The 25,283-nt window shown below is 52.5% G+C and carries 21 protein-coding genes; 9 read left to right on the top strand and 12 right to left on the bottom strand.

From position 1 onward, the window contains the following. The first annotated feature begins 137 nt into the window (after nucleotides 1-137). From mdtA to yegQ, 8 genes are all read left to right on the top strand, one after another. The gene (mdtA, locus tag ACJHYR_RS17330) at nucleotides 138-1,385 is read left to right on the top strand and encodes a multidrug efflux RND transporter subunit MdtA (protein ID WP_000678997.1); all 1,248 of its coding nucleotides are present in this window, start codon (nucleotides 138-140) and stop codon (nucleotides 1,383-1,385) included. Next, nucleotides 1,385-4,507, top strand: coding sequence for a multidrug efflux RND transporter permease subunit MdtB (mdtB, locus tag ACJHYR_RS17325; protein WP_059328006.1), 3,123 nt, complete (start codon nucleotides 1,385-1,387; stop codon nucleotides 4,505-4,507). The genes mdtA and mdtB overlap by 1 nt, the downstream gene beginning before the upstream one ends. Next, complete coding sequence (gene mdtC / locus ACJHYR_RS17320) at nucleotides 4,508-7,585, top strand: multidrug efflux RND transporter permease subunit MdtC (protein WP_059328005.1); 3,078 nt, start codon at nucleotides 4,508-4,510, stop codon at nucleotides 7,583-7,585. Further along, nucleotides 7,586-9,001, top strand: coding sequence for an MFS transporter (locus ACJHYR_RS17315; RefSeq protein WP_000130874.1), 1,416 nt, complete (start codon nucleotides 7,586-7,588; stop codon nucleotides 8,999-9,001). It begins immediately after the preceding gene. Then, nucleotides 8,998-10,401: a two-component system sensor histidine kinase BaeS gene (gene baeS / locus ACJHYR_RS17310; RefSeq protein ID WP_059328004.1), complete on the top strand. Its 1,404-nt coding sequence runs from the start codon at nucleotides 8,998-9,000 to the stop codon at nucleotides 10,399-10,401. Before ACJHYR_RS17315 ends, baeS begins: the two co-directional genes overlap by 4 nt. Further along, on the top strand, nucleotides 10,398-11,120 hold the full coding sequence (baeR, locus tag ACJHYR_RS17305; RefSeq protein WP_000137884.1) for a two-component system response regulator BaeR: 723 nt from the start codon (nucleotides 10,398-10,400) through the stop codon (nucleotides 11,118-11,120). Before baeS ends, baeR begins: the two co-directional genes overlap by 4 nt. A gap of 190 nt (nucleotides 11,121-11,310) precedes the next feature. Next, nucleotides 11,311-11,643 carry a YegP family protein gene (locus ACJHYR_RS17300; RefSeq protein ID WP_000929408.1) on the top strand — a complete coding sequence of 111 codons (333 nt, stop codon included), beginning with the start codon at nucleotides 11,311-11,313 and terminating at the stop codon, nucleotides 11,641-11,643. 147 nt (nucleotides 11,644-11,790) lie between these two features. Continuing rightward, nucleotides 11,791-13,152, top strand: a complete 1,362-nt coding sequence (gene yegQ, locus ACJHYR_RS17295) for a tRNA 5-hydroxyuridine modification protein YegQ (protein ID WP_072837347.1) — start codon at nucleotides 11,791-11,793, stop codon at nucleotides 13,150-13,152. A gap of 272 nt (nucleotides 13,153-13,424) precedes the next feature. Here the strand turns inward: yegQ and ogrK are convergent, their stop codons facing one another. From ogrK to ACJHYR_RS17255, 8 genes are all read right to left on the bottom strand, one after another. After that, entirely contained in the window at nucleotides 13,425-13,643 is a 219-nt protein-coding gene (gene ogrK / locus ACJHYR_RS17290; protein ID WP_000468308.1) for a prophage transcriptional regulator OgrK, read from the bottom strand. An 81-nt stretch (nucleotides 13,644-13,724) separates the two neighbouring features. Beyond that, nucleotides 13,725-14,888: a phage late control D family protein gene (locus ACJHYR_RS17285; RefSeq protein ID WP_059328003.1), complete on the bottom strand. Its 1,164-nt coding sequence runs from the start codon at nucleotides 14,886-14,888 to the stop codon at nucleotides 13,725-13,727. Beyond that, nucleotides 14,888-15,367, bottom strand: a complete 480-nt coding sequence (locus ACJHYR_RS17280; RefSeq protein ID WP_000978890.1) for a phage tail protein — start codon at nucleotides 15,365-15,367, stop codon at nucleotides 14,888-14,890. The genes ACJHYR_RS17285 and ACJHYR_RS17280 overlap by 1 nt, the downstream gene beginning before the upstream one ends. Nucleotides 15,368-15,381: 14 nt before the next feature. Beyond that, nucleotides 15,382-17,829, bottom strand: a complete 2,448-nt coding sequence (locus tag ACJHYR_RS17275) for a phage tail tape measure protein (protein ID WP_332214317.1) — start codon at nucleotides 17,827-17,829, stop codon at nucleotides 15,382-15,384. Then, nucleotides 17,822-17,977 (bottom strand): GpE family phage tail protein, encoded by a 156-nt coding sequence (locus tag ACJHYR_RS17270; RefSeq protein WP_000143830.1) that lies wholly within the window; start codon nucleotides 17,975-17,977, stop codon nucleotides 17,822-17,824. Before ACJHYR_RS17270 ends, ACJHYR_RS17275 begins: the two co-directional genes overlap by 8 nt. Next, a complete protein-coding gene (locus tag ACJHYR_RS17265; protein ID WP_001031303.1) occupies nucleotides 17,974-18,249 on the bottom strand; it encodes a phage tail assembly protein in 276 nt (91 codons plus the stop codon). Before ACJHYR_RS17265 ends, ACJHYR_RS17270 begins: the two co-directional genes overlap by 4 nt. Before the next feature lie 56 nt (nucleotides 18,250-18,305). Further along, complete coding sequence (locus ACJHYR_RS17260) at nucleotides 18,306-18,824, bottom strand: phage major tail tube protein (protein ID WP_001251408.1); 519 nt, start codon at nucleotides 18,822-18,824, stop codon at nucleotides 18,306-18,308. A gap of 12 nt (nucleotides 18,825-18,836) precedes the next feature. Beyond that, nucleotides 18,837-20,027, bottom strand: coding sequence for a phage tail sheath protein (locus ACJHYR_RS17255; RefSeq protein WP_059328001.1), 1,191 nt, complete (start codon nucleotides 20,025-20,027; stop codon nucleotides 18,837-18,839). Between the two features lie 330 nt (nucleotides 20,028-20,357). On the opposite strand from ACJHYR_RS17255, the gene ACJHYR_RS17250 reads away from it, so the two are divergent. Further along, nucleotides 20,358-20,735 (top strand): hypothetical protein, encoded by a 378-nt coding sequence (locus tag ACJHYR_RS17250; RefSeq protein ID WP_000836023.1) that lies wholly within the window; start codon nucleotides 20,358-20,360, stop codon nucleotides 20,733-20,735. A gap of 22 nt (nucleotides 20,736-20,757) precedes the next feature. Here ACJHYR_RS17250 and ACJHYR_RS17245 read toward each other — a convergent pair whose 3' ends face one another. From ACJHYR_RS17245 to ACJHYR_RS17230, 4 genes are all read right to left on the bottom strand, one after another. Next, the gene (locus ACJHYR_RS17245; RefSeq protein WP_042023923.1) at nucleotides 20,758-21,342 is read right to left on the bottom strand and encodes a tyrosine-type recombinase/integrase; all 585 of its coding nucleotides are present in this window, start codon (nucleotides 21,340-21,342) and stop codon (nucleotides 20,758-20,760) included. Nucleotides 21,343-21,448: 106 nt separating this feature from the next. Further along, the gene (locus ACJHYR_RS17240) at nucleotides 21,449-22,291 is read right to left on the bottom strand and encodes a DUF5677 domain-containing protein (protein ID WP_410233121.1); all 843 of its coding nucleotides are present in this window, start codon (nucleotides 22,289-22,291) and stop codon (nucleotides 21,449-21,451) included. A gap of 421 nt (nucleotides 22,292-22,712) precedes the next feature. Continuing rightward, nucleotides 22,713-23,240, bottom strand: coding sequence for a tail fiber assembly protein (locus ACJHYR_RS17235; RefSeq protein WP_059328000.1), 528 nt, complete (start codon nucleotides 23,238-23,240; stop codon nucleotides 22,713-22,715). A gap of 3 nt (nucleotides 23,241-23,243) precedes the next feature. Next, nucleotides 23,244-25,283, bottom strand: a 2,040-nt coding sequence (locus ACJHYR_RS17230) for a pyocin knob domain-containing protein (RefSeq protein ID WP_410233120.1), incomplete at its 5' end; no start/stop codon positions are given.

Genomic DNA, 25,283 nt, shown 5'->3' with positions numbered 1-25,283 from the left:
TGGATGCGTGCTCGCAAATGTGCCCGCCATTCAGACGATTCCCGATAGTGTTTCATAATTCCTCCATTTTTCTCCCTTATTGGCTGGCTACACTAGTATCATTCCGCGAAACGTTTCAGGAAGAGAAACTCTTAACGATGAAAGGCAGTTATAAATCCCGTTGGGTAATCGTAATCGTGGTGGTTATCGCCGCCATCGCCGCATTCTGGTTCTGGCAAGGCCGCAATGACTCCCGGAGTGCAGCCCCAGGGGCGACGAAACAAGCGCAGCAATCGCCAGCGGGTGGTCGCCGTGGTATGCGTTCCGGCCCATTAGCCCCGGTTCAGGCGGCGACCGCCGTAGAACAGGCAGTTCCGCGTTACCTCACCGGGCTTGGCACCATTACCGCCGCTAATACTGTTACGGTGCGCAGCCGCGTGGACGGTCAACTGATGGCGTTACATTTCCAGGAAGGCCAGCAGGTCAAAGCAGGCGATTTACTGGCAGAAATTGACCCCAGCCAGTTCAAAGTTGCATTAGCACAAGCCCTGGGCCAACTGGCAAAAGATAAAGCCACGCTTGCCAACGCCCGCCGTGACCTGGCGCGTTATCAGCAACTGGCAAAAACCAATCTCGTATCTCGTCAGGAACTGGATGCCCAACAAGCGCTGGTCAGTGAAACCGAAGGCACCATTAAGGCTGATGAAGCAAGCGTCGCCAGCGCGCAGCTGCAACTCGACTGGAGCCGCATCACCGCACCAGTCGATGGTCGCGTTGGTCTCAAGCAGGTTGATGTTGGTAACCAAATCTCCAGTGGTGATACCACCGGGATTGTGGTGATCACCCAGACGCATCCTATCGATTTGCTCTTTACCCTGCCGGAAAGCGATATCGCTACCGTAGTACAGGCGCAAAAAGCCGGAAAACCGCTGGTTGTTGAAGCCTGGGATCGCACCAACTCGAAGAAATTAAGTGAAGGCACGCTGTTAAGTCTCGATAACCAAATCGATGCCACTACCGGTACGATTAAAGTGAAAGCACGCTTTAATAATCAGGATGATGCGCTGTTTCCCAATCAGTTTGTTAACGCGCGTATGTTAGTCGACACCGAACAAAACGCCGTGGTGATCCCCACCGCCGCTCTGCAAATGGGCAACGAAGGCCATTTTGTCTGGGTGCTGAATAGCGAAAACAAGGTCAGCAAACATCTGGTGACGCCGGGCATTCAGGACAGTCAGAAAGTGGTGATCCGCGCAGGTATTTCTGCGGGCGACCGCGTAGTGACGGATGGCATTGATCGCCTGACCGAAGGGGCGAAAGTGGAAGTGGTGGAAGCCCAGAGCGCCACCACTTCGGAAGAGAAAGCCACCAGCCGCGAATACGCGAAAAAAGGAGCACGCTCCTGATGCAGGTGTTACCCCCGAGCAGCACAGGCGGCCCGTCGCGCCTGTTTATTATGCGTCCTGTCGCCACCACGCTGCTGATGGTGGCGATCTTACTCGCCGGGATTATCGGTTATCGAGCCCTGCCCGTTTCGGCGCTGCCGGAAGTGGACTATCCGACCATTCAGGTAGTCACGCTCTACCCAGGTGCGAGCCCGGATGTCATGACCTCTGCCGTTACCGCGCCGCTTGAACGCCAGTTTGGGCAGATGTCTGGCCTGAAACAGATGTCGTCGCAAAGTTCCGGCGGTGCGTCAGTTATCACCTTACAGTTCCAGCTAACATTACCGCTCGATGTCGCCGAGCAGGAAGTGCAGGCCGCGATTAACGCTGCGACCAACTTGTTGCCGAGCGATCTGCCTAACCCGCCGGTTTACAGCAAAGTGAACCCGGCAGATCCACCAATCATGACGCTCGCCGTCACCTCAACCGCCATGCCAATGACGCAAGTGGAAGATATGGTGGAAACCCGCGTCGCGCAGAAAATCTCGCAGATTTCCGGTGTCGGCCTGGTGACGCTTTCCGGCGGCCAGCGTCCGGCTGTTCGTGTCAAACTTAACGCCCAGGCGATTGCCGCCCTCGGCCTGACCAGCGAAACCGTGCGCACCGCTATTACCGGCGCTAACGTTAACTCGGCAAAAGGTAGCCTCGACGGCCCTTCCCGTGCGGTCACACTTTCCGCGAACGACCAGATGCAATCCGCCGAAGAGTATCGCCAGCTGATCATCGCCTACCAGAACGGCGCGCCGATTCGTCTGGGCGATGTCGCAACCGTAGAGCAAGGAGCAGAAAACAGCTGGCTCGGCGCGTGGGCGAACAAAGAACAGGCCATTGTGATGAATGTTCAGCGCCAGCCCGGTGCTAACATTATCTCCACCGCCGACAGCATCCGGCAGATGCTGCCACAGCTCACCGAGAGTCTGCCGAAATCGGTGAAGGTGACAGTACTTTCTGACCGTACCACCAATATTCGCGCATCCGTCGATGATACTCAGTTTGAATTGATGATGGCTATCGCGCTGGTAGTCATGATTATCTACCTGTTTTTGCGTAATATTCCGGCGACCATCATTCCCGGCGTCGCAGTGCCGCTGTCGTTAATCGGCACCTTCGCGGTCATGGTGTTTCTCGATTTTTCAATCAATAACCTGACGCTGATGGCGTTAACTATCGCCACCGGATTTGTGGTCGATGACGCCATCGTGGTGATCGAAAACATTTCCCGCTATATCGAAAAAGGCGAAAAACCGCTGGCGGCGGCGCTCAAGGGCGCGGGTGAAATCGGCTTTACCATTATCTCGCTGACCTTCTCACTGATTGCGGTGTTGATCCCACTGCTGTTTATGGGCGATATCGTCGGGCGACTGTTCCGCGAATTTGCTATTACTCTGGCAGTCGCGATTTTGATCTCAGCCGTGGTGTCGCTGACCCTGACACCGATGATGTGTGCGCGGATGCTCAGCCAGGAGTCGCTGCGTAAACAGAACCGCTTCTCCCGCGCCTCGGAAAAAATGTTCGACAGGATAATCGCCGCCTATGGTCAGGGACTTGCGAAAGTGCTGAATCATCCGTGGCTGACCTTAAGCGTGGCGCTCAGCACGCTGCTGCTTAGCGTGCTGTTGTGGGTGTTCATTCCGAAAGGTTTCTTCCCGTTACAGGACAACGGCATTATTCAGGGCACTTTGCAGGCACCGCAATCCAGCTCCTTTACCAATATGGCCCAGCGGCAACGCCAGGTCGCGGATGTGATTTTGCAAGATCCGGCGGTGCAAAGTCTGACCTCATTTGTTGGCGTTGATGGCACTAACCCGTCGCTGAACAGTGCGCGTTTGCAGATCAACCTCAAACCGTTGGATGAACGTGATGATCGGGTGCAAAAAGTCATCGCCCGTCTGCAAACGGCGGTGGATAAAGTGCCGGGCGTCGATCTCTTCCTGCAACCAACGCAGGACCTGACCATCGATACTCAGGTCAGCCGCACCCAGTACCAGTTTACCTTGCAGGCCACGTCACTGGATGCGCTCAGTACCTGGGTGCCACAGTTGATGGAAAAACTCCAGCAACTGCCACAGCTTTCTGATGTCTCCAGCGACTGGCAGGACCAAGGGCTGGTGGCGTATGTCAATGTTGATCGCGACAGCGCCAGCCGTCTGGGGATCAGCATGGCGGATGTCGATAACGCCCTGTACAACGCGTTTGGTCAGCGGCTGATTTCCACTATTTATACTCAGGCTAACCAGTATCGCGTGGTGCTGGAACACAACACCGAAAATACCCCAGGCCTCGCGGCGCTGGATACCATTCGCCTGACCAGCAGCGACGGCGGCGTGGTGCCGCTAAGCTCAATTGCCAAAATTGAGCAGCGTTTTGCGCCGCTCTCCATCAACCATCTGGATCAGTTTCCGGTAACGACTATCTCCTTTAACGTGCCGGATAACTATTCGCTGGGCGATGCGGTGCAGGCGATTATGGACACCGAAAAGACGCTGAATCTGCCGGTGGATATCACCACGCAGTTCCAGGGCAGCACCCTCGCTTTCCAGTCGGCGCTGGGCAGCACTGTCTGGCTGATTGTCGCGGCGGTGGTGGCGATGTATATCGTGCTCGGCATTCTGTACGAGAGCTTTATTCACCCGATCACCATTCTCTCGACGCTACCCACGGCAGGTGTTGGCGCACTGCTGGCGTTAATGATTGCCGGTAGCGAACTGGATGTAATCGCCATTATCGGCATTATTTTGCTGATTGGTATCGTGAAGAAGAACGCCATCATGATGATCGACTTCGCGCTGGCTGCTGAGCGCGAGCAAGGCATGTCGCCACGCGATGCAATCTACCAGGCTTGTCTGTTGCGTTTTCGTCCGATCCTGATGACCACCCTGGCGGCTCTGCTTGGCGCGCTGCCGCTGATGTTGAGTACCGGGGTCGGCGCGGAACTGCGTCGTCCGTTAGGTATCGGCATGGTCGGCGGTCTGATTGTCAGCCAGGTGCTGACTCTGTTTACCACGCCAGTGATTTATCTGCTATTCGACCGCCTGGCATTGTGGACCAAAAGCCGCTTTGCCCGTCATGAAGAGGAGGCGTAAGTGAAGTTTTTTGCCCTCTTCATTTACCGCCCGGTGGCGACGATTTTACTGTCGGTCGCCATTACCCTGTGCGGCATACTGGGCTTCCGTATGCTGCCGGTCGCCCCGCTGCCACAGGTCGATTTTCCGGTGATTATGGTCAGCGCCTCGCTGCCCGGTGCGTCACCAGAAACAATGGCGTCTTCCGTTGCCACGCCGCTGGAACGTTCGCTTGGGCGCATTGCCGGGGTCAGTGAAATGACCTCCAGCAGTTCGCTCGGCAGCACGCGCATTATTTTGCAGTTTGATTTTGACCGCGATATCAACGGCGCAGCGCGCGATGTGCAAGCGGCGATCAACGCCGCGCAAAGTTTGCTGCCCAGCGGGATGCCAAGCCGTCCGACCTATCGCAAAGCGAACCCGTCGGATGCGCCAATAATGATCCTGACGCTGACGTCCGATACTTATTCGCAGGGTGAGCTGTACGATTTCGCCTCGACGCAGTTGGCTCCGACGATTTCGCAAATCGACGGTGTCGGTGATGTCGATGTTGGCGGCAGCTCGCTGCCCGCCGTACGCGTCGGGCTGAATCCGCAGGCGCTGTTTAATCAGGGCGTGTCGCTGGACGATGTGCGCAGCGCCATCAGCAATGCCAACGTGCGTAAACCGCAGGGGGCGCTGGAAGATGATACCCATCGCTGGCAGATCCAGACCAACGATGAGCTAAAAACCGCCGCTGAATATCAGCCGTTGATTATTCATTACAACAACGGCGGCGCGGTTCGTCTGGGTGATGTGGCGACGGTGACCGACTCGGTGCAGGATGTGCGCAACGCCGGGATGACCAACGCCAAACCGGCTATTTTGCTGATGATCCGCAAGCTGCCGGAAGCCAATATTATCCAGACGGTTGACAGCATCCGGGCAAAATTACCGGAGTTGCAGGAAACCATTCCGGCGGCAATTGATCTGCAAATTGCCCAGGATCGCTCCCCCACCATTCGCGCCTCGCTGGAAGAAGTCGAGCAAACGCTGATTATCTCGGTGGCGCTGGTCATTCTGGTGGTGTTTTTATTCCTGCGCTCGGGTCGCGCCACTATTATTCCCGCCGTTGCGGTGCCGGTTTCGCTGATTGGTACGTTTGCGGCGATGTACCTGTGCGGTTTCAGTCTCAATAACCTTTCGTTAATGGCGCTCACCATTGCTACTGGTTTCGTAGTGGATGACGCCATCGTGGTGCTGGAAAACATTGCCCGTCATCTGGAAGCGGGGATGAAACCGCTACAGGCCGCGCTGCAAGGCACCCGTGAAGTCGGATTTACGGTGCTGTCGATGAGTCTGTCACTAGTAGCGGTGTTCCTGCCGCTGCTGTTGATGGGCGGATTGCCGGGCCGACTGTTACGCGAATTTGCCGTGACGCTTTCTGTCGCCATTGGTATTTCGTTGCTGGTTTCCCTGACGCTAACGCCGATGATGTGTGGCTGGATGCTGAAAGCCAGCAAGCCGCGCGAGCAAAAGCGACTGCGTGGTTTTGGTCGCATGTTGGTAGCCCTGCAACAAGGCTATGGCAAGTCGCTGAAATGGGTGCTCAATCATACCCGTCTGGTGGGCGTGGTGCTGCTTGGCACCATTGCGCTGAATATCTGGCTATATATCTCGATCCCGAAAACCTTCTTCCCGGAGCAGGACACCGGCGTGTTGATGGGCGGGATACAGGCGGATCAGAGTATTTCGTTTCAGGCGATGCGCGGTAAGTTGCAGGATTTTATGAAAATTATCCGTGACGATCCGGCGGTGGATAATGTCACCGGCTTTACCGGCGGTTCGCGGGTGAACAGTGGGATGATGTTTATCACCCTCAAGCCACGCGACGAACGCAGCGAAACGGCGCAGCAAATTATCGACCGTCTGCGCGTAAAACTGGCGAAAGAACCGGGGGCGAATCTGTTCCTGATGGCGGTACAGGATATTCGCGTTGGTGGGCGTCAGTCGAACGCCAGCTACCAGTACACGTTGTTATCCGACGACCTGGCGGCACTGCGCGAATGGGAGCCGAAAATCCGCAAAAAACTGGCGACGTTGCCGGAACTGGCGGACGTGAACTCCGATCAGCAGGATAACGGCGCGGAGATGAATCTGGTTTACGACCGCGACACCATGGCACGGCTGGGAATCGATGTACAGGCCGCCAACAGCCTGTTAAATAACGCCTTCGGTCAGCGGCAGATCTCGACCATTTACCAGCCGATGAACCAGTATAAAGTGGTGATGGAAGTGGATCCGCGCTATACCCAGGACATCAGCGCGCTGGAAAAAATGTTCGTTATCAATAACGAAGGAAAAGCGATCCCGCTGTCGTATTTCGCTAAATGGCAACCGGCGAATGCTCCGCTGTCGGTGAATCATCAGGGATTATCGGCGGCCTCGACCATTTCGTTTAACCTGCCGACCGGGAAATCGCTCTCGGACGCCAGTGCGGCGATCGATCGCGCAATGACCCAGCTTGGCGTGCCTTCGACGGTGCGCGGTAGTTTTGCCGGCACGGCGCAGGTGTTCCAGGAGACGATGAACTCGCAGGTGATCCTGATTATCGCCGCCATCGCCACGGTGTATATCGTGCTGGGTATCCTTTACGAGAGTTACGTACATCCGCTGACGATTCTCTCCACCCTGCCCTCGGCGGGCGTTGGAGCGCTGTTGGCGCTGGAGCTGTTCAATGCCCCGTTCAGCCTAATCGCCCTGATAGGGATCATGCTATTAATCGGCATCGTGAAGAAAAACGCCATTATGATGGTCGATTTTGCGCTCGAAGCCCAACGGCACGGTAACCTGACGCCGCAGGAAGCTATTTTCCAGGCCTGTCTGCTGCGTTTTCGCCCGATTATGATGACTACCCTGGCGGCGCTGTTTGGCGCGCTGCCGCTGGTATTGTCGGGCGGCGACGGCTCGGAACTGCGGCAACCCCTGGGGATCACCATTGTCGGCGGACTGGTAATGAGCCAGCTTCTGACGCTGTATACCACGCCGGTGGTGTATCTCTTTTTCGACCGTCTACGGCTGCGTTTTTCGCGTAAACCTAAACAAACGGTAACCGAGTAAATGACAGATCTTCCCGACAGCACCCGCTGGCAATTGTGGATTGTGGCTTTCGGCTTCTTTATGCAGTCGCTGGACACCACCATCGTCAACACCGCGCTACCCTCAATGGCGCAAAGCCTCGGGGAAAGTCCGTTGCATATGCACATGGTCATTGTCTCTTATGTACTGACCGTGGCGGTGATGTTGCCTGCCAGCGGCTGGCTGGCGGACAAAGTCGGCGTGCGCAATATTTTCTTTACCGCCATCGTGCTGTTTACCCTCGGTTCACTGTTTTGCGCGCTTTCCGGCACGCTGAACGAACTGTTGCTGGCACGCGCGTTACAGGGCGTTGGCGGTGCGATGATGGTGCCGGTCGGCAGATTGACGGTGATGAAAATCGTACCGCGCGAGCAATATATGGCGGCGATGACCTTTGTCACACTGCCCGGTCAGGTCGGTCCGCTGCTGGGTCCGGCGCTCGGCGGTCTGCTGGTGGAGTACGCATCGTGGCACTGGATCTTTTTGATCAACATTCCGGTGGGGATTATCGGTGCGATCGCAACACTAATGTTGATGCCGAACTACACCATGCAGACGCGGCGCTTCGATCTCTCCGGCTTTTTATTGCTGGCGGTTGGCATGGCGGTATTAACCCTGGCGCTGGATGGCAGTAAAGGTACAGGTTTATCGCCGCTGGCGATTGCTGGCCTGGTCGCAGTTGGCGTGGTAGCACTGGTGCTTTATTTGCTGCACGCCAGAAATAACAACCGCGCCCTGTTCAGTCTGAAACTGTTCCGTACTCGTACCTTTTCGCTGGGCCTGGCGGGGAGCTTTGCCGGACGTATTGGCAGTGGCATGTTGCCCTTTATGACACCGGTTTTCCTGCAAATTGGCCTCGGTTTCTCGCCGTTTCATGCCGGACTGATGATGATCCCGATGGTACTCGGCAGCATGGGAATGAAGCGAATTGTGGTACAGGTGGTGAATCGCTTTGGTTATCGTCGGGTACTGGTAGCGACCACGCTGGGTCTGTCGCTGGTCACCCTGTTGTTTATGACTACCGCCCTGCTGGGCTGGTACTACGTTTTGCCGTTCGTCCTGTTTTTACAAGGAATGGTCAACTCAACGCGTTTCTCCTCCATGAACACCCTGACGCTGAAAGATCTCCCGGACAATCTGGCGAGCAGCGGAAACAGCCTGCTGTCGATGATTATGCAATTGTCGATGAGTATCGGCGTCACTATCGCCGGGCTGTTGCTGGGACTTTTTGGTTCACAGCATGTCAGCGTCGACAGCGGCACCACACAAACCGTCTTTATGTACACCTGGCTTAGCATGGCGTTTATCATCGCCCTTCCGGCGTTCATCTTTGCCAGAGTGCCGAACGATACGCATCAAAATGTAGCTATTTCGCGGCGAAAAAGGAGCGCGCAATGAAGTTCTGGCGACCCGGTATTACCGGCAAACTGTTTCTGGCGATTTTCGCCACCTGCATTGTCTTGCTGATCAGTATGCACTGGGCGGTGCGTATCAGTTTTGAGCGTGGCTTTATTGATTACATCAAACATGGCAATGAACAGCGATTACAGCTGTTAAGTGATGCGCTTGGCGAGCAGTATGCACAGCATGGCAACTGGCGCTTCCTGCGCAACAATGATCGCTTTGTCTTTCAGATCCTGCGTTCATTTGAACACGATAATTCGGAAGATAAACCCGGCCCGGGTATGCCGCCGCACGGCTGGCGTACTCAGTTCTGGGTGATCGATCAAAACAACAAAGTGCTGGTTGGTCCGCGAGCGCCGATTCCACCTGACGGTACACGGCGACCCATTCTGGTCAACGGTGCGGAAGTGGGTGCGGTGATTGCCTCCCCTGTTGAGCGGTTAACGCGCAATACTGATATCAATTTCGATAAACAACAGCGGCAAACCAGCTGGTTGATTGTCGCTCTGGCAACGTTACTCGCGGCACTCGCTACTTTTCTGCTGGCGCGTGGTTTGCTGGCACCGGTAAAACGGCTGGTGGACGGCACGCACAAACTGGCGGCGGGCGATTTCACTACCCGCGTAACGCCCACCAGTGAAGATGAACTGGGCAAACTGGCGCAAGACTTCAACCAGCTTGCCAGCACGCTGGAGAAAAACCAGCAAATGCGGCGCGATTTTATGGCCGATATTTCTCACGAACTGCGTACGCCATTAGCGGTGCTGCGCGGTGAACTGGAAGCCATTCAGGATGGCGTGCGTAAATTCACGCCGGAGACGGTGGCGTCTTTACAGGCGGAGGTCGGTACACTGACCAAACTGGTTGACGATCTCCATCAGTTGTCGATGTCTGATGAAGGCGCTCTCGCCTATCAAAAAGCACCGGTAGATTTGATCCCACTGCTGGAAGTGGCGGGAGGCGCATTTCGCGAACGATTCGCCAGCCGTGGCCTGAAACTGCAATTTTCCCTGCCAGACAGTATTACCGTATTTGGCGATCGCGACCGTTTAATGCAGTTATTCAATAACTTACTTGAAAACAGCCTGCGCTACACTGACAGCGGCGGCAGCCTGAAAATCTCTGCCGAGCAACACGACAAAACGGTGCGCCTGACCTTTGCCGACAGTGCGCCAGGTGTCAGTGACGATCAGCTACAAAAATTGTTTGAACGTTTTTATCGCACCGAAGGTTCCCGCAACCGTGCCAGCGGCGGTTCCGGGCTGGGGCTGGCGATTTGCCTGAACATTGTTGAAGCACATAATGGCCGCATTATTGCTGCCCATTCGCCTTTTGGCGGGGTAAGCATTACAGTAGAGTTACCGCTGGAACGGGATTTACAGAGAGAAGTATGACCGAGTTACCAATCGACGAAAACACACCGCGTATTTTGATCGTGGAAGATGAACCGAAGCTGGGACAGTTGCTCATTGATTATCTGCGTGCTGCGAGCTATGCGCCGACGCTTATCAGCCACGGCGATCAGGTACTGTCGTACGTGCGCCAGACGCCGCCGGATCTGATCCTGTTGGATCTGATGCTCCCTGGCACCGATGGCCTGACGCTGTGCCGGGAAATTCGTCGTTTTTCTGACATTCCTATCGTGATGGTGACAGCAAAAATCGAAGAGATCGACCGCCTGCTAGGGCTGGAGATTGGCGCAGATGACTACATTTGCAAGCCGTACAGCCCACGGGAAGTGGTAGCGCGTGTCAAAACCATTTTGCGCCGTTGCAAACCGCAGCGCGAGTTGCAGCAACAGGATGCTGAAAGCCCGTTGATTATCGACGAAGGTCGTTTTCAGGCTTCATGGCGCGGTAAAATGCTTGACCTGACGCCTGCGGAATTTCGTCTGCTGAAAACGCTCTCTCATGAACCAGGAAAAGTGTTCTCCCGCGAGCAATTGCTCAATCATCTTTATGACGACTACCGCGTAGTAACCGACCGCACCATCGACAGCCACATTAAAAACCTGCGCCGCAAGCTGGAATCTCTCGACGCCGAACAGTCATTTATCCGCGCCGTTTACGGCGTTGGTTACCGCTGGGAAGCCGACGCCTGCCGCATCGTTTAGTTTTAGCGACATTACTTTGTTAGCCGGAGATGGCGTTCAGACCAGATCCGGCAACATTATCCCACGCATGGTCAGCAAACTGACATTATCTCTCCGCCCTGGCAGGCATCAGAAAATCGCTCATACTTTAATCGGTAAACAGCACCTTTAGATGCTGTTTTCGATACGCAATTTCAATCAAGGAGTCATTATGGCTGGTTGGTTTGAACTCAGTAAGAGCAGTGATAATCAGTTCCGGTTTGTGCTAAAAGCGGGCAATGGTGAGACTATCCTCACCAGCGAGCTGTATACTTCAAAAGCCTCTGCGGAAAAGGGCATCGCGTCGGTGCGTAGCAACAGCCCGCAAGAAGAACGCTATGAGAAAAAAACGGCAAGTAACGGCAAATTCTATTTCAATCTGAAAGCCGCCAATCATCAAATTATCGGCTCCAGCCAGATGTACGCCACCGCGCAATCTCGTGAAACCGGAATTGCCTCCGTTAAAGCCAATGGCACAAGCCAGACGGTGAAAGACAATACGTAATTACGATGCCGGGCGTGGGTTGTTGGCGTCCGGCGCTTTACCAGATCCCCCCTACAGCGCTACAATGCCCGCCCTTAAAGTGGGGGCACTCCCCTAACCGCTTCATCAGGTGAAGCGGATCTGACCTGTCATCAGAACGAGAGAATTATGTTTAAACCGGAACTCCTTTCCCCGGCGGGAACGCTGAAAAATATGCGTTACGCTTTCGCTTATGGCGCAGATGCTGTTTATGCGGGCCAGCCGCGTTACTCCCTGCGTGTGCGCAACAACGAATTTAACCACGAAAATCTTCAGCTCGGCATCAATGAAGCCAACGCGCTGGGGAAAAAGTTTTATGTCGTGGTCAACATTGCACCGCACAACGCCAAGCTGAAAACCTTTATCCGTGACCTGAAACCGGTGGTGGAGATGGGGCCGGATGCGCTGATTATGTCCGATCCGGGGCTGATTATGCTGGTGCGCGAGCACTTCCCTGAAATGCCGATCCATCTCTCGGTACAGGCTAACGCCGTGAACTGGGCGACGGTGAAATTCTGGCAGCAAATGGGCCTGACCCGCGTGATCCTCTCTCGCGAGCTGTCGCTGGAAGAGATTGAAGAGATCCGCAATCAGGTGCCGGATATGGAGATCGAGATCTTCGTTCACGGTGCGCTGTGCATGGCCTACTCCGGTCGCTGCCTGCTCTCTGGCTATATCAACAAGCGCGACCCGAACCAGGGCACCTGTACCAACGCCTGCCGCTGGGAGTACAACGTCCAGGAAGGGAAAGAAGATGACGTTGGCAACATCGTACACAAGTACGAGCCGATTCCGGTGCAAAATGTTGAGCCGACGCTGGGTATCGGCGCGCCAACCGACAAAGTCTTTATGATCGAAGAAGCCCAGCGTCCGGGCGAGTATATGACCGCGTTTGAAGATGAGCACGGCACTTACATCATGAACTCGAAAGATCTGCGTGCCATCGCCCACGTTGAACGCCTGACCAAAATGGGCGTGCATTCGCTGAAAATCGAAGGCCGTACCAAATCTTTCTACTATTGCGCACGCACCGCGCAGGTTTATCGTAAAGCTATCGATGACGCCGCTGCGGGCAAACCGTTCGATACCAGCCTGCTGGAAACTCTGGAAGGTCTGGCGCATCGTGGCTATACCGAAGGTTTCCTGCGTCGTCATACTCACGATGATTATCAGAACTACGAATACGGTTATTCAGTCTCTGACCGCCAGCAGTTTGTTGGTGAGTTTACCGGTGAGCGCAAGGGCGACCTCGCGGCGGTAGCGGTGAAAAATAAATTCTCCGTTGGCGACAGCCTTGAGCTGATGACGCCGCATGGCAACATTAACTTTACCCTTGAGCAGATGGAAAACGCCAAAGGCGAAGCAATGCCGGTCGCACCGGGCGATGGTTATACTGTGTGGATCCCGGTGCCGCAGGATCTTGAGCTAAATTACGCGCTGCTGATGCGTAATTTCTCCGGGGAAACCACGCGTAACCCCCACGGTAAGTGATTAATTTCGATTATTTTTCCCGGATGGAAAATTCTTAGAAACCGATCACATACAGCTGCATTTATTAAGGTTATCATCCGTTTCGCTGAAAAACATAACCCATAAAATGCTAGCTGTACCAGGAACCACCTCCTTAGCCTGTGTAATCTCCCTTACACGGGCTTATTTTTTACGCGTAATACAATGAAATAAAAGGATTTATTTCTGGTCACGTCCACACATTGACCACATCGACAAAAAAGCCCCTCGACTGAGGGGCTTCCTGTATGTAATTACATCCACATAATTTGCTGCCCTGACGGCAACGGGTGCGGTCTTACGGCGTGGACTTCTCCCGGCTTCACGATGTATCGCTGTACCGACTCATAAGTGATGAACGTGGCGCTGCAATTCACGTTCTGACACTGGTGATAACGCTCTTTTGTCGTGTCAGTGATATAGCGGCTTGTACGCGCATGTGCGGCATGCTGGCATAAAGGACAATGAAACATCGCGAGCACCTCTTCCGGTTTTGTTGATGGTGCCATTTTAGTTAATTTATCCTTATAAAACAAACAGATAAAACAAAAACATCACTCATCATCTTCGGTTTCGTACTCCACATCAGAAAGCCTGACCTCAAGCTCCAAGGACGTCGTGAAGCCGCTATTATTCAGAAAATGTGTCACCTTAGTGATTGTCCAGTCCTGCTCGTCTATGACGCGCTTAAAGCCTGACACTTTGACCGGCGTTTCCGTGTAAATATCTGCCCGACCAGTAGCCAGACTGATGGAGAACTCCGCTACACCCCGTTGCAGTTTATCCCACTTCGCCTGAGCGGCGCGCATGGCCTGTGCTTTCGTGGCATATACCGTGGTCAGTGCAAAAACGTTGTCAGCCTCACCGGCCATGTATTCACCTTCGCGCGCTTCCGGTACTTTTGGCGCTTTCTTCTGCGTGACTGGTTTCGCTTTCGGGTGCTCCAGTGCGCGCAGGTGTTTCTCTTTCTTTTTGCGTTTCAGTTTTACCTTCTGCTTTTGCGGCTTCGGGTCTTTGGTGTGTAACCACTTTGCCGTTACGCCTGTGTAGGCTCCGCGGTCAGCAATCGCAAAATGATGACGGTCGCCGTCGCTGCGGGTGATGGTAATCTGCGGGATTTTTTTACCGCTGGCCGTCACCCCCTGCCCCGCTTTGAGAAACAGCAGTTTTCCCATTTTTACCGACACCTCACCGCCGTTGCGTTCTGCAAGACGGGTCAGGAATTTCGCATCAGACTCCTGCGACTGGTCGATGTGCGGGATTTTAATTCCGGCCAGTGACGGCGCGACACTGGCTTCCAGCCTGTTACGGGAGGCTATCGCTTCAACAATCGCACCGAGCGTGGTGTAATGCCAGGAGCCTTCCCGGCGGGAATTGAGCGTCCCGCGAAAATCTGCACTCCGGGCGCGGATGGTGACCACATCCGGTGCGCCCCGGTGTTCAACCTCATCAACGGTAAATTTCCCTTTGCATACCAGGGCAAAACCTTTCCAGCCGATATACACCGTCAGGACAGCGCCACGAACCGGCAGCCCGACCTGCCCGTCGGCATCGTTCAGTTCAATATCAAGCTGGTCAGCCTCAAAGCCCCGGTTATCCGTCAGGGTCATGCTCATCAGACGGTCGCTGATATTGCCGGTAATATCCCTGCTGTCGAGCATCAGCATGTAATCCGGCGTCAGCGTACTGCCTGCATCAAATGTCAGTGCATCCAGCATTATCCCGCCCCCGTCATACCCGTGAATCTGGTCGCCATACTGCCAGCTTTACCGATGAGCGATTCCGCCTGTTTACCGATATCGCCATAAAGCGCGGCCAGTGATTCATCAACGCGGGTGAGCGACAGCGTAAAATCAATTTTTCGGGGTGTGCCGTCTGCAAAGAAAATACTCCCTGTTTCACTCACCTTACTGATGACATACATGCCGTAAATCATGCCGGTGCCATCCAGCAACGGCCACGCCCGACCTTCCTCTGCCATCAGCCTGAGCGTGGTCATCGTCAGCTTGCCGCCGGTCAGTTCGGGATAAAGCACACCGGCCAGCGTGATGTTTTCCTCACCCACACCGAGAAACTGAAAGGCATCCCGTTTGCCGATACGGGAATTTGACGGCCAGCGATAATCTGATTCACGCTGCATGGTCTGGTGTGGCAGCGTCTGGCGCATAAAAACAAACATACCTAACGCGAGCATCATTTTTCGTCACCTCCTTAACCGTCATGCATCATGCTGGCACGGGCGCGCGCACGTTTATCCCGCTCGTATTTTTCGAGCGCATCCTGTAACTGGCGGTCAAGCTGTGTCCCCGGCGCAGTACCACCCGTCAGGCTGATGTGATATTCGTTTTTACTCTGGTCTACATAAGAGCGGCCAGCCGGTGCCGTGACCGGCTGATAAGCCTGATAGCTTGCATAAGAGCTGGTCGCCGGAATATAACCACCGCTGCCATACGTGGCGGCTTGAGTTCTGGCGGCGGTCTGGTCAAGTGTGTCTGACTCTTTGTTGATAACACCGAGTTTTTCCAGTACCCAGTCAATACCACTGCGCAGTTTGTTGAACGCATTAAGCGGCAGCATCAGCGCGTCAGCCAGTGCCTGCCCGAACATGACGCCCGTGTCACGGCAACGGTTCAGGGTGTCCTGGGTGGCTTTGACCGGGGCAATCAGGTTTTTAAACCACTGCCACGCGGCCTGTAACTTTTCACCCAGCCAGTCAAACACCGGCTTCAGTGGCGTGAACAGTTCCCCCACCGGCGCAAATGCCGCTTTCAGCCCTTCAACCACACCGCCAAAGAATGCGCTGACAGGCTCCCAGTATTTACGGATAAGCAACGCCCCGGCGACAATGGCGGCCACCACGGCCACAACCGGCCAGCTAATCGCCCCGATGGCCGTCATAACAGCACTGCTAACCGTCGTGAAGATTGCCCCCATTGCGCCTGCTGCCGCGATAATGGCATTGATGCCGGTGATAACCGGCCAGGCTACAAGACCAATGGCACCGATGATGCCAATAAGCGCCAGCGCGCCACCGACAATGAGGCCGATGGTTGACGCCAGTGATTTGTTTTTCTGGATCCAGCCGTCGAGTTTTAACACATACTTTGTGGCCGTCTGAGTGAGCTTACGCAGTGCGCCTTCCTGCTGGTCAAACAGGTCAGTCCCCACTGCCTCATAAGCGGACTGAAACTCCTTAAAGTCACCGCCGAGATTGTCCTGCATGATATTTACCAGCTCTGCAGTTTTCCCGTCTGAGGCTTTAAACGCAGCGGTCAGTTTGTCCAGCTTTCCGGTTGAGGCGGCAGTCATCAGCACGGCGGCGGCTAAACTGGCCTCCTCCCCGAAAATGGTTTTCATGTATTCAGCCTGCTGGGCAGTACCGAGCCGGTTTTTCTCAAAACTGGCCTGCATTTCTTTCAGAATGGTAAATACTGGTCGGGTGTTTCCCTTACTGTCTGAGGTTTTCACACCAAGCTCTTTGAGTGCATCCCATGCTTTTCCTGTCGGTGCCTGCAGGCGGCTTAACACGGCACGGCTTCCCGTCCCCGCCATTGAGCCTGTGATTTTTGCATCATGCAGCGCCCCGACCATTGCGGCGGTTTCTTCAATGCTGACACCGGCATTTTTTGCCACAGGTGCGGCATAGGTCAGCGCATCGCTCATGCCGTCAAAATCGGCGGCGGTTTTGTTCATCGTCATGGAGAGAACATCCCCGATATGAGCGACCTTATCGTTTGAAAGCTGAAAGGCAGATTTCATCCCCATCAGCAGGGCGGCGTTTTCTTCCATCGTGCGGCGGTTCGCCAGCGCCATATTCAGTGTAACCGGCGTTGCCGCCTGAATGGCATCAACATCCCCACCGGCTTTCGCAATGATAATCTGCGCACCGGCTGCATCATCTGCCGAGGCTGCGGTATTGTCGCCGAGCTGGCGCGCCTGTTTGCGTAATGCGGCCATTTCGGTGGAGTCTTTTGCCACTCCGAGCACAGCCTGTAATTCTGAGTTTTTCTGCGCAAACTCATAACCGGGCATCAGCAGCTTAACTCCGGCCATCGTTCCCGCAGCAGCAATCCCCACACCGGCAGCGCCCACTGAGGCCATATTTCCGGCCAGTTCCTTTCCTGCCTGATAACGCTGTTTGACTGCGTTAAGTTTTGCCTGTTGTGCACTGACACGCGCCAGCGCGTCACGCTGACGGTTAAGCTGTGCGGTGGTTTCACTGATACGGTTTTTCAGTCCCTGCTCATCATGTGCAAGATTGCGGGTATTAATTCCCACAACGGCCAGTTCCCGCTGCTGGCGTTTAACGGAATCCGTCAGGCGGTTATATTTCGCCTGTAAGTCCTCCGCCGCACGCTTTGCGGATTCCAGCACTTTCGCCTGAGCACGGGTCGGTCGTTCGGTATTTTTAAACTGTGTGGCAAGGGCTTCGGCTTCCTGCCGCGCCTTTTCAAGTGCATGACCAGTCACGGCGAGCTGTGCACTGGTCTTGCGAAATCCCTCAATACGGGATGCCTGACCGTTCAGCTCGCGCAGTGATTTTTGTGTTTCCCGGATATCCCCCGACAGCGATTTGCTCGCTGTGCGGATGGATTTAAACGGGCGGGATGCCTGGTCAACAGCCCTGAGCAATACCTGTAATTTTACATTGTTACTCATTCGTGTTTCCGCTTCGCCGGAGCGCCTTTTCGCGCCATGTGATGAGTTCGGTCAGACTCATGGGATACAGTTCTGATGGCGGCCAGTGAAATATCACTGCCACATCTGCCATCAGGTCATCGACCGACAGATTTTTCGGAAACGTCACTGCACCGAGTTCGGCGACAAAAAACCGACCACCTTACCGGCCAGCGCCACAAGGTCAGGCAGTTCCAGCGCGGCGACCTCCTGCTCGGTCAGCATCGGTGCCGTCATGCGCGGCAGCACCTTAATCAGTGCATCGACTTCGGAGTTTGCGACCGCAGCCAGACTGACACCGCGCAGCGTCCCGGCATTAGGTTTCATCAGCGTGACCTGTTCGATAACCTGCTCACCACGCTTGACCGGATTGTCCAGGGTAATCACATTTTCTTTGTTCATGGTTTTCTCACTTCTGAATCGGGGTTAACCGGTCAGCCAGGCTGACCGGATGAAAATCACAGGCCGATATTGCGGCGGTGTTGCTCCAGCCGGTCGACGCCGTTCACCTTCTCAATCATGTTGATGGTGTCGATTTCGACCAGCTCCTTACCGTCCATCGTCAGCCGGAAATAGGTGCAGACTACGGAGATTTTCGACTCGGTGTCTTCTCCCTGTTTACCCTCGCCGGTGTCGATTTCTTTCTGACGTCCACGCATGACCACTTCAACGGCCACCGTTTCGCCGGTATCGTCGCGCTGGTAAGAGCCTGCAAAACGAATCGGTACGGCATCCACGCCGGTTGCGGCGTAAAGCTCCCAGATAACCGAATCCGGGAAGCCCCCGAGCGACCACTCCATTGACAGCGCATCGTCATCAAGGCCGAGGTCTACCGGTGCGCTTCCGTTCATCCCCGCACCGCGATAGTTTTCGAGTTTACGGGTCAGTTTTGGCAGCGTGACGGACTTTGCAACGCCCTGATAGCTGTAGCCGTTCAGAAAGACGTTCATTAACTTGAGTTTGCGCGGCATTGCCATCGGTCAGGCTCCTTAATTGCTGTTAACCGAGGTGACCAGATTTGCCAGGTATTTATCGGTAATACGCTGGCGCAGGGTCAGGTTTTCAAGAGGAGGCACCGGTGTATAGTCGTAGTCGATATACAGTTTTCCGGCCTTGAGGGTTTCCGCATCGTTGGATTCTTCGCTGAACCAGCAGATCGCATCCACGATATAGCCGTTTGTTTTCAGCTCACGGAATTTGGCATTGATGCCGTCAACGATGTCGCGAATCAGCGTTGCGGTGATGGGCTTGTCCACCGCCCACATGTGCGCCTCAGCCATCGTGTCGGCCAGCACCTGCGCGGTGCGGGTGTAGTTTTCAAAGAGGAACAGCGGGTCATCAGAGCAGGTACGGTTACCCCAGAATCGGAAACCGTCGCGGCGAATCAGCGTAGTGACGCCTGACTCGTTAAGCAGGTCAGCATCGGTGCCGGACTCCTGCAAATCCCAGAATACAGATGCGCTGATGCCGGTAACACCGTTTACCCCGACGTTGGACAGCGTTTTATGCCAGCCCTGCTCCTGGTCGATTTTAGCGCGAAGACCCAGCGCACGGGCGGTGGCATACGCGGTGGCGGTGGTACTGGTGACCGTATCCCATGCGAGGAAATCCGGCCAGATGACCATCAGCTCACGCTGGCTGAAATTCTGGCGGTAGGCTTTCACCTCGGAAATGGTCTTACAGCCCCATGCGCTGATATATCCGAAAGCGCGCAGCTTCTGACAGACGGATGCCAGTGCAACAGCCACCTCTTTGGTATCCAGTCCCGGCACACCGAGAATACGCGGTTTAACACCGGTTACCGACTCCGCCGCCAGCAGGGCTTTCAGTCCGGTGTACTGACCGTTTTCGTCGGTGGTGCCGATGATATTGGAAACGGTCTGCGCGAGTTTCGTTTCTTCGTCGTCGCCGGTGCCATCTTCCACGCGCACAACAACGGTGACCGGTTTTGACTGGTCAGCGATGGCCTGCAACGACGCCGCCAGCGTGCCTTTTTTACCAGCCTTTGCAATTGCGCTCTGCACATTGGTAATCAGCACCGGTTTATTGAGGGGGAAGGTTTCCGCATCCGCATCGCTGGCCGTGCAGACCATGCCGACAATGGCGGTGGATACAGTGGAAATGACGCGGGTGCCGTCGTTAATCTCCAGCACCTGCACGCCATGATGATAGTCGCTCATCCGTTTAACTCCGTGGTTAATGGGTGCAATTATTTTCTGTTGTGCAGAGCATGAGACGCTATTTGACCTGGCTGGTCAGTGGATGAAACAACAGATAAAGAAAATGCGGGCAATTCGCCCGCCTGTCCTGATTTGTACACACTCATTTTCCGACTGACAATTTACATAACCCAAATGCTATCAAATCTGACAGTCTGCTTTGAGCGAAAAGTGGACATTAGAGTTACAAAAGCAAGTTTAAATCATCCAAAATATTACAATGTCCTTATCTATCTGATATCGTTATGATAAAAAGCTCCTGAATATAATCGATAGTAGGTGGTTATTTCCATGAAATCAATTTTAGAGGTTTTTACTCAAGGAAATACTAAAGAAAAACTGGCTGTTATCGCCGATCTCACAACCATTGCGGGAATATCGATTGCAACTATTATTGCTGGTTTGTTAACCCTAGTTGCAAAAACAGATAAACTAGATGTTGGAAATCTGTTTGGAGTTGTCATAATATCTCTGCTCGGATTGGCTGGTGTTTGCTGTTTTGTGGCCTTATTTATTTGGGTTATAACCCAAATGTCTAAACCATGGGGAACACCTCGGGGGGTTCAGCCCTTAGTTAAGTGTGCTATTTCCCTTATCTTTATCTGTATGTTTTTACTGGCTGTCTTTACATTTTATGAGTTTATTTCTTCGATGAGCATACGCTATTGAATATAAAATCAGCCCCCATAACTTAAAAGAGACCTTCTATATCGACTTCAATGCCCAAATAACGGACTGTGCTTTCCAGTTTCTTATGGCCCAACAGAAGTTGGATCACCCGGAGACTCTTGGTTTTCTTGTAGATTAAGTAAGGTTTTGTTCTTCTCATGGAATGTGTGCTGTACAGCGAATCTTCGAGACCAAGCTTTTCTACCCACCCATGAAAAATTCGGTTGTATTGCCGGGTTGATATATGGTGGTTAGTTCCGACCCGAGAGCGGAACAGGAAGCCTTTACTATGCAAGTTGCCGAGCTTTATCAATGCAGTAACCGCTTCCCTTGTCCCTTTGGTTATCTCAAATTGGACAGGGCTGCCGGTTTTCTGTTGCAACACCGTTGCTCTGCTTGAGACAGAACTGCCATATGCAGCATCTGATACTTTGAGTTTGACCAAATCACAGCCCCGTAGCTTAGTGTCCAAAGCCATGTTGAACAGAGCTAGATCGCGTGTTTTACCTTCCAACTCAAGTCTAATCCGGATCCCCCAGATATGAGATATCTGAAGTGGCCTTTTTTGACCGATGGTACGGTCTTTATTCCACGGTGACGTTTTCATATTCAAATCTCCTGCAATGTGGGAGATTTGAGTATGGTTGTCTCTCAAGAGCGAAAATAAGTCAACTATCACTAGTTGTTGCGCATGTACGTATTCTGTCAATTAATTATTGACAATCATCAATTCTGGAATGATCAAAATCATCATATCGAATTATAGTCTGGTTGACTGTATCTATTGTTGGTGTCATTTCTGTTATAATATCCTGATAACCTAAAGAGTTAAATACATTTACTAAGGCCTCACACCGAAGGGCCGTAGCAATTACAAAATTATAAATTGCCAGCCGTTTATTTTCTTGTTTAACTGCAAGAATGAATTCGATAGCAGTATTTTCATCACTTTGGATTGCATTATATAGAGATACTATATTTACCATATCATCAGAGAATGTATGTATTGAATCACAAAGGGGAACGTAATGGGCATGATAGTGTGTTTCCCAGCCAATTAATTCAAAAAGTTTTCTGGTTCCTGGATATTCAGGTGTATTTGGCCACAATCTATTAAATAGATCAGTTAGTTCTTTTCCCATGCGAATCCTTTCATTTGCTGCTGGATTAGTCATTCCTTTGGATTTTAAACACTCCAGCCACCGTTTTCCATTACTATGAACTAATTTCTTACTAGCCTTGAGTAATGCTTGTGCATTTTCGCCATCATCTATTGCTATATAAAATTGATTGGCAGCCTGTTCTATTATAACCCTAGCTAATACTTCCGATGCTGAAAAGACTCCTATATTCAAAGAAGAGATAGCCTGATTACTAAGTTCATTCAGTACATTAAAGTACTGTAAGACCATCAATTTTTGTTCCACACCCTTTAGGTTGTCTATTTTATTTTTATGCTCCTCAAATTTTGCATGGATATATTTATTTATCGCGGCTATTTTTTTTACATCTTCGTCAAGATCAAACGGGCAACGTCCAAACAATTCTTTTTTCATATATTTCTCCTGTTGTACAAGCTTCCATAAGTTGGCAGATTATACACTGAAGATTACCTATAAATAGCTGTGCGGGATAGCAGATCAGTGCAAGAAGTACAACCAAGTGAACTGTGCGTATTCAGATACCTGGCCTAACGTTCGCGATAGCCGTCCCCTGCACAAAGCCATATATTAGATGTATTAGCTCAGACCTTATCTGACAGGTTGAGTAGGTAGAATCTAATCAAAGCTGACAGTCTGGTTTGGACTGTGAGTTCAACCGATGGATGCAACACACAGCGATCTACGGACATTACTAGCATAGCTGTGTATTAATCATCGGGGAGCAGGTCAGTCCGCTCCTAGCACAGAGCAGACTGTCAGATTAGGCTTTACTCTGTGCTATAGATACGTTAGCTCACTCCAGAGATCATACAACTTATTGCGGCATTTCCGGCCATTCAGGATTTGCAGGATCCACACGGCTGACCAGAACACTGTAGCGTTCCCATGCTTCCAGTCGTCTACGCTCCTCATCTGTTGCCATATTCAGTCTGACAGAGCGTTCCAGTGGCTGAATGATAGTTTCAGCTTCGGAAAGCAAAGCTGACTTCTGTAATTCCGCCAGTTGCAGCTGTTCGTCTGCCGTATAAATCCGCTTAATCACGGCACCATCCTTAAACATCCATTTACCTGAGTCATCAGCACGTCGGTTGGCGGTAATATCAGGAACCTCGACAACGCTAAAACCTTCAGGGTTGAGCGTTGAAGCATCTCTGGTGATGGCGACAATAATATTATTTTCATCGTAAACAATCTTTATTGTGTCTGGCTGAAAATTACTTACTTCCTCATACCAGTTTTTTCCGTCTTCGGACCATAACCAGATAACATCAAAATTCTTTGTTAGCTGATATTGGGCAACAGTTTTTGGATTACCCGCAGTAATATTTTTTAAATGCTGCATAAATTACACCTGTGCGACGTTATACCATGTGCCATTGATGTATTTTTGTATTGGTCTGAATACTGCGGGGTCATCACCATCGACTTCACCGACAATACCAAGCCCGGTAATTACGTGCCCTGCTTTCTCATACATCACCCCTTTCTGCATGGTCTGGACAACACGTGTGCCAAGTCTGATATCTCTCACATAGCGGGAATCAAAGTTACCGTAATCCGAGGGATTAACACGCCCCGTAATATTTATGGTTTTATTACTTTGAACGCTTCCGGAGACAAAGCGCATAACATGGACGCTATTAGCATAAACATCCAGATTACCATCACCATTTTGTTTAAAGCCCGTGTCATTATCACCCAAAACAATCGAATTACCGCCAAGAGCACTGGATGTTCCTATACCCAGAGCACCATTCAATTGACCACCAGATAACGGCAGTGCACCGACATCTCCCGCTGTAGGTTTTCGCGTTGTGGTATAAAACTCAGACCAGTCAGCCTCGAATCCGTAACCGTCACGAGCAGAACGATAAAAAATACCACCGTTCTTATAATTAACGCGAAACTGGGCGGCGGGACAACTTCCTTCCCCGATATTAAAATGAAGAATTAACGTTGATGCCCCACCAATAGTTGCGTTATAGGCTCCGCTACTCCAGTTCCATCCAACGGCTTTATCATTCGCAACGGTGTCTCCTGTTTTTCCTGAAGCAAATGCACCAATATTTTTCGGCGTCAGGTTAATATCTGATGTTCCATCAAACGAAACGTTATTAATTTTACGGGCTGTTTTCAGCTTTGTTGCTGTCGCCGCATTGCCGGACAGTTCACCAGAAAGGCCAGCACTGAATGTCTGTTTCGCGCCCCATGTCTGGGCTTCGTCAATGATTGGTACTCGTCTTGTTGTGATCGTGCGGCTTCCCGGATTTCCTGAAATGCGCACCATAAAAAAGCGGTAGTTGGCTTTACTTACAGTGCTGCGCCATACATGCATTGAGCGCCCCGAACCAGAATCATCACTCGGACCGACTGAGATGTTTATCAGGTTGCCATCAATGACGTCCCAGTCCATACCGTCGGGAATGTTGGTCATATTATCAAGCCGAACGGTTATCAGACTGCCCGGCACAAAATCGTAGGTCTGCCAGTCCAGACTGGATAGTTTTGCCACTGCGCCACCGATGCCCAGATTCAGAGGCAACGAAAAGGAGTTATATACTTCTCGCCATTCGGTCCATTTGCTCCCGGCATAGACGCGCTCAAAAGTGCGCCCCTGTGTGGTTTCTGATTTCCCTGTGGTTGTGTAACGCTGCCAGACAGATACACCATCAAAACGCCTGATTACTTCCAGTATTCCAAGCAGTGTCGCTCCAGCGGTATCCTGCATTGGACCGTTTGACGCCTTCCCTGTAACGCTGTAAATGCCTGGCGAAGTCAGATCATTCAAATCACCTTCGTAATAACGACATTCTGACTGATGGCCTACTCTTGACCACGGCTCCCACTGTGGGTTCTGTGCATTCCATATAGCAGAAAGGCAGCGAACATATACGTTCCCACGGCGGGTCGTATAGCGTTGCGTGCGTGAGTACCCACCACCCTCAAGAACTTCAAGGAATCCCTGACCATAACTTCCTTCTTCCGGATAGTTGCGGTCAAATGAAGCGATAGAGCCACTACTGTTTCGCCATAAACCAAGATGCTCTGCGCCTCCTAGCGTGTTCAGGTCAATAGTTGTGCTCAGGGGGCGTGTTGCAGACTGAATCTGACGCCAGTAGATCCACGGACCGTCTGAGCCATTCCAGGTGCCAGAAAGATTACGCATATAAACATTGCCAGTTCTGGTGGTATAACGCTGCATTCCGGAAAAATTACCGCCATTGAATACCTCAAGAACACCGACTGCACCGTCTTCAGGGAAATTTTTCTCCAGTGAACCGCCCCGGAAATCCTGGAGACTAAACTCCCTGAGAAAGAGGTAAACAGGATGACTAAAAATACTCGTTTTTCCCCCGAAGTCCGTCAGCGGGCGATTCGTATGGTT

Origin of the sequence: Escherichia sp. WS1450, assembly GCF_046487395.1 — a bacterium.
Lineage (GTDB): Bacteria > Pseudomonadota > Gammaproteobacteria > Enterobacterales > Enterobacteriaceae > Escherichia > Escherichia coli.
This window is presented reverse-complemented; position numbering and strand designations above follow the sequence as displayed.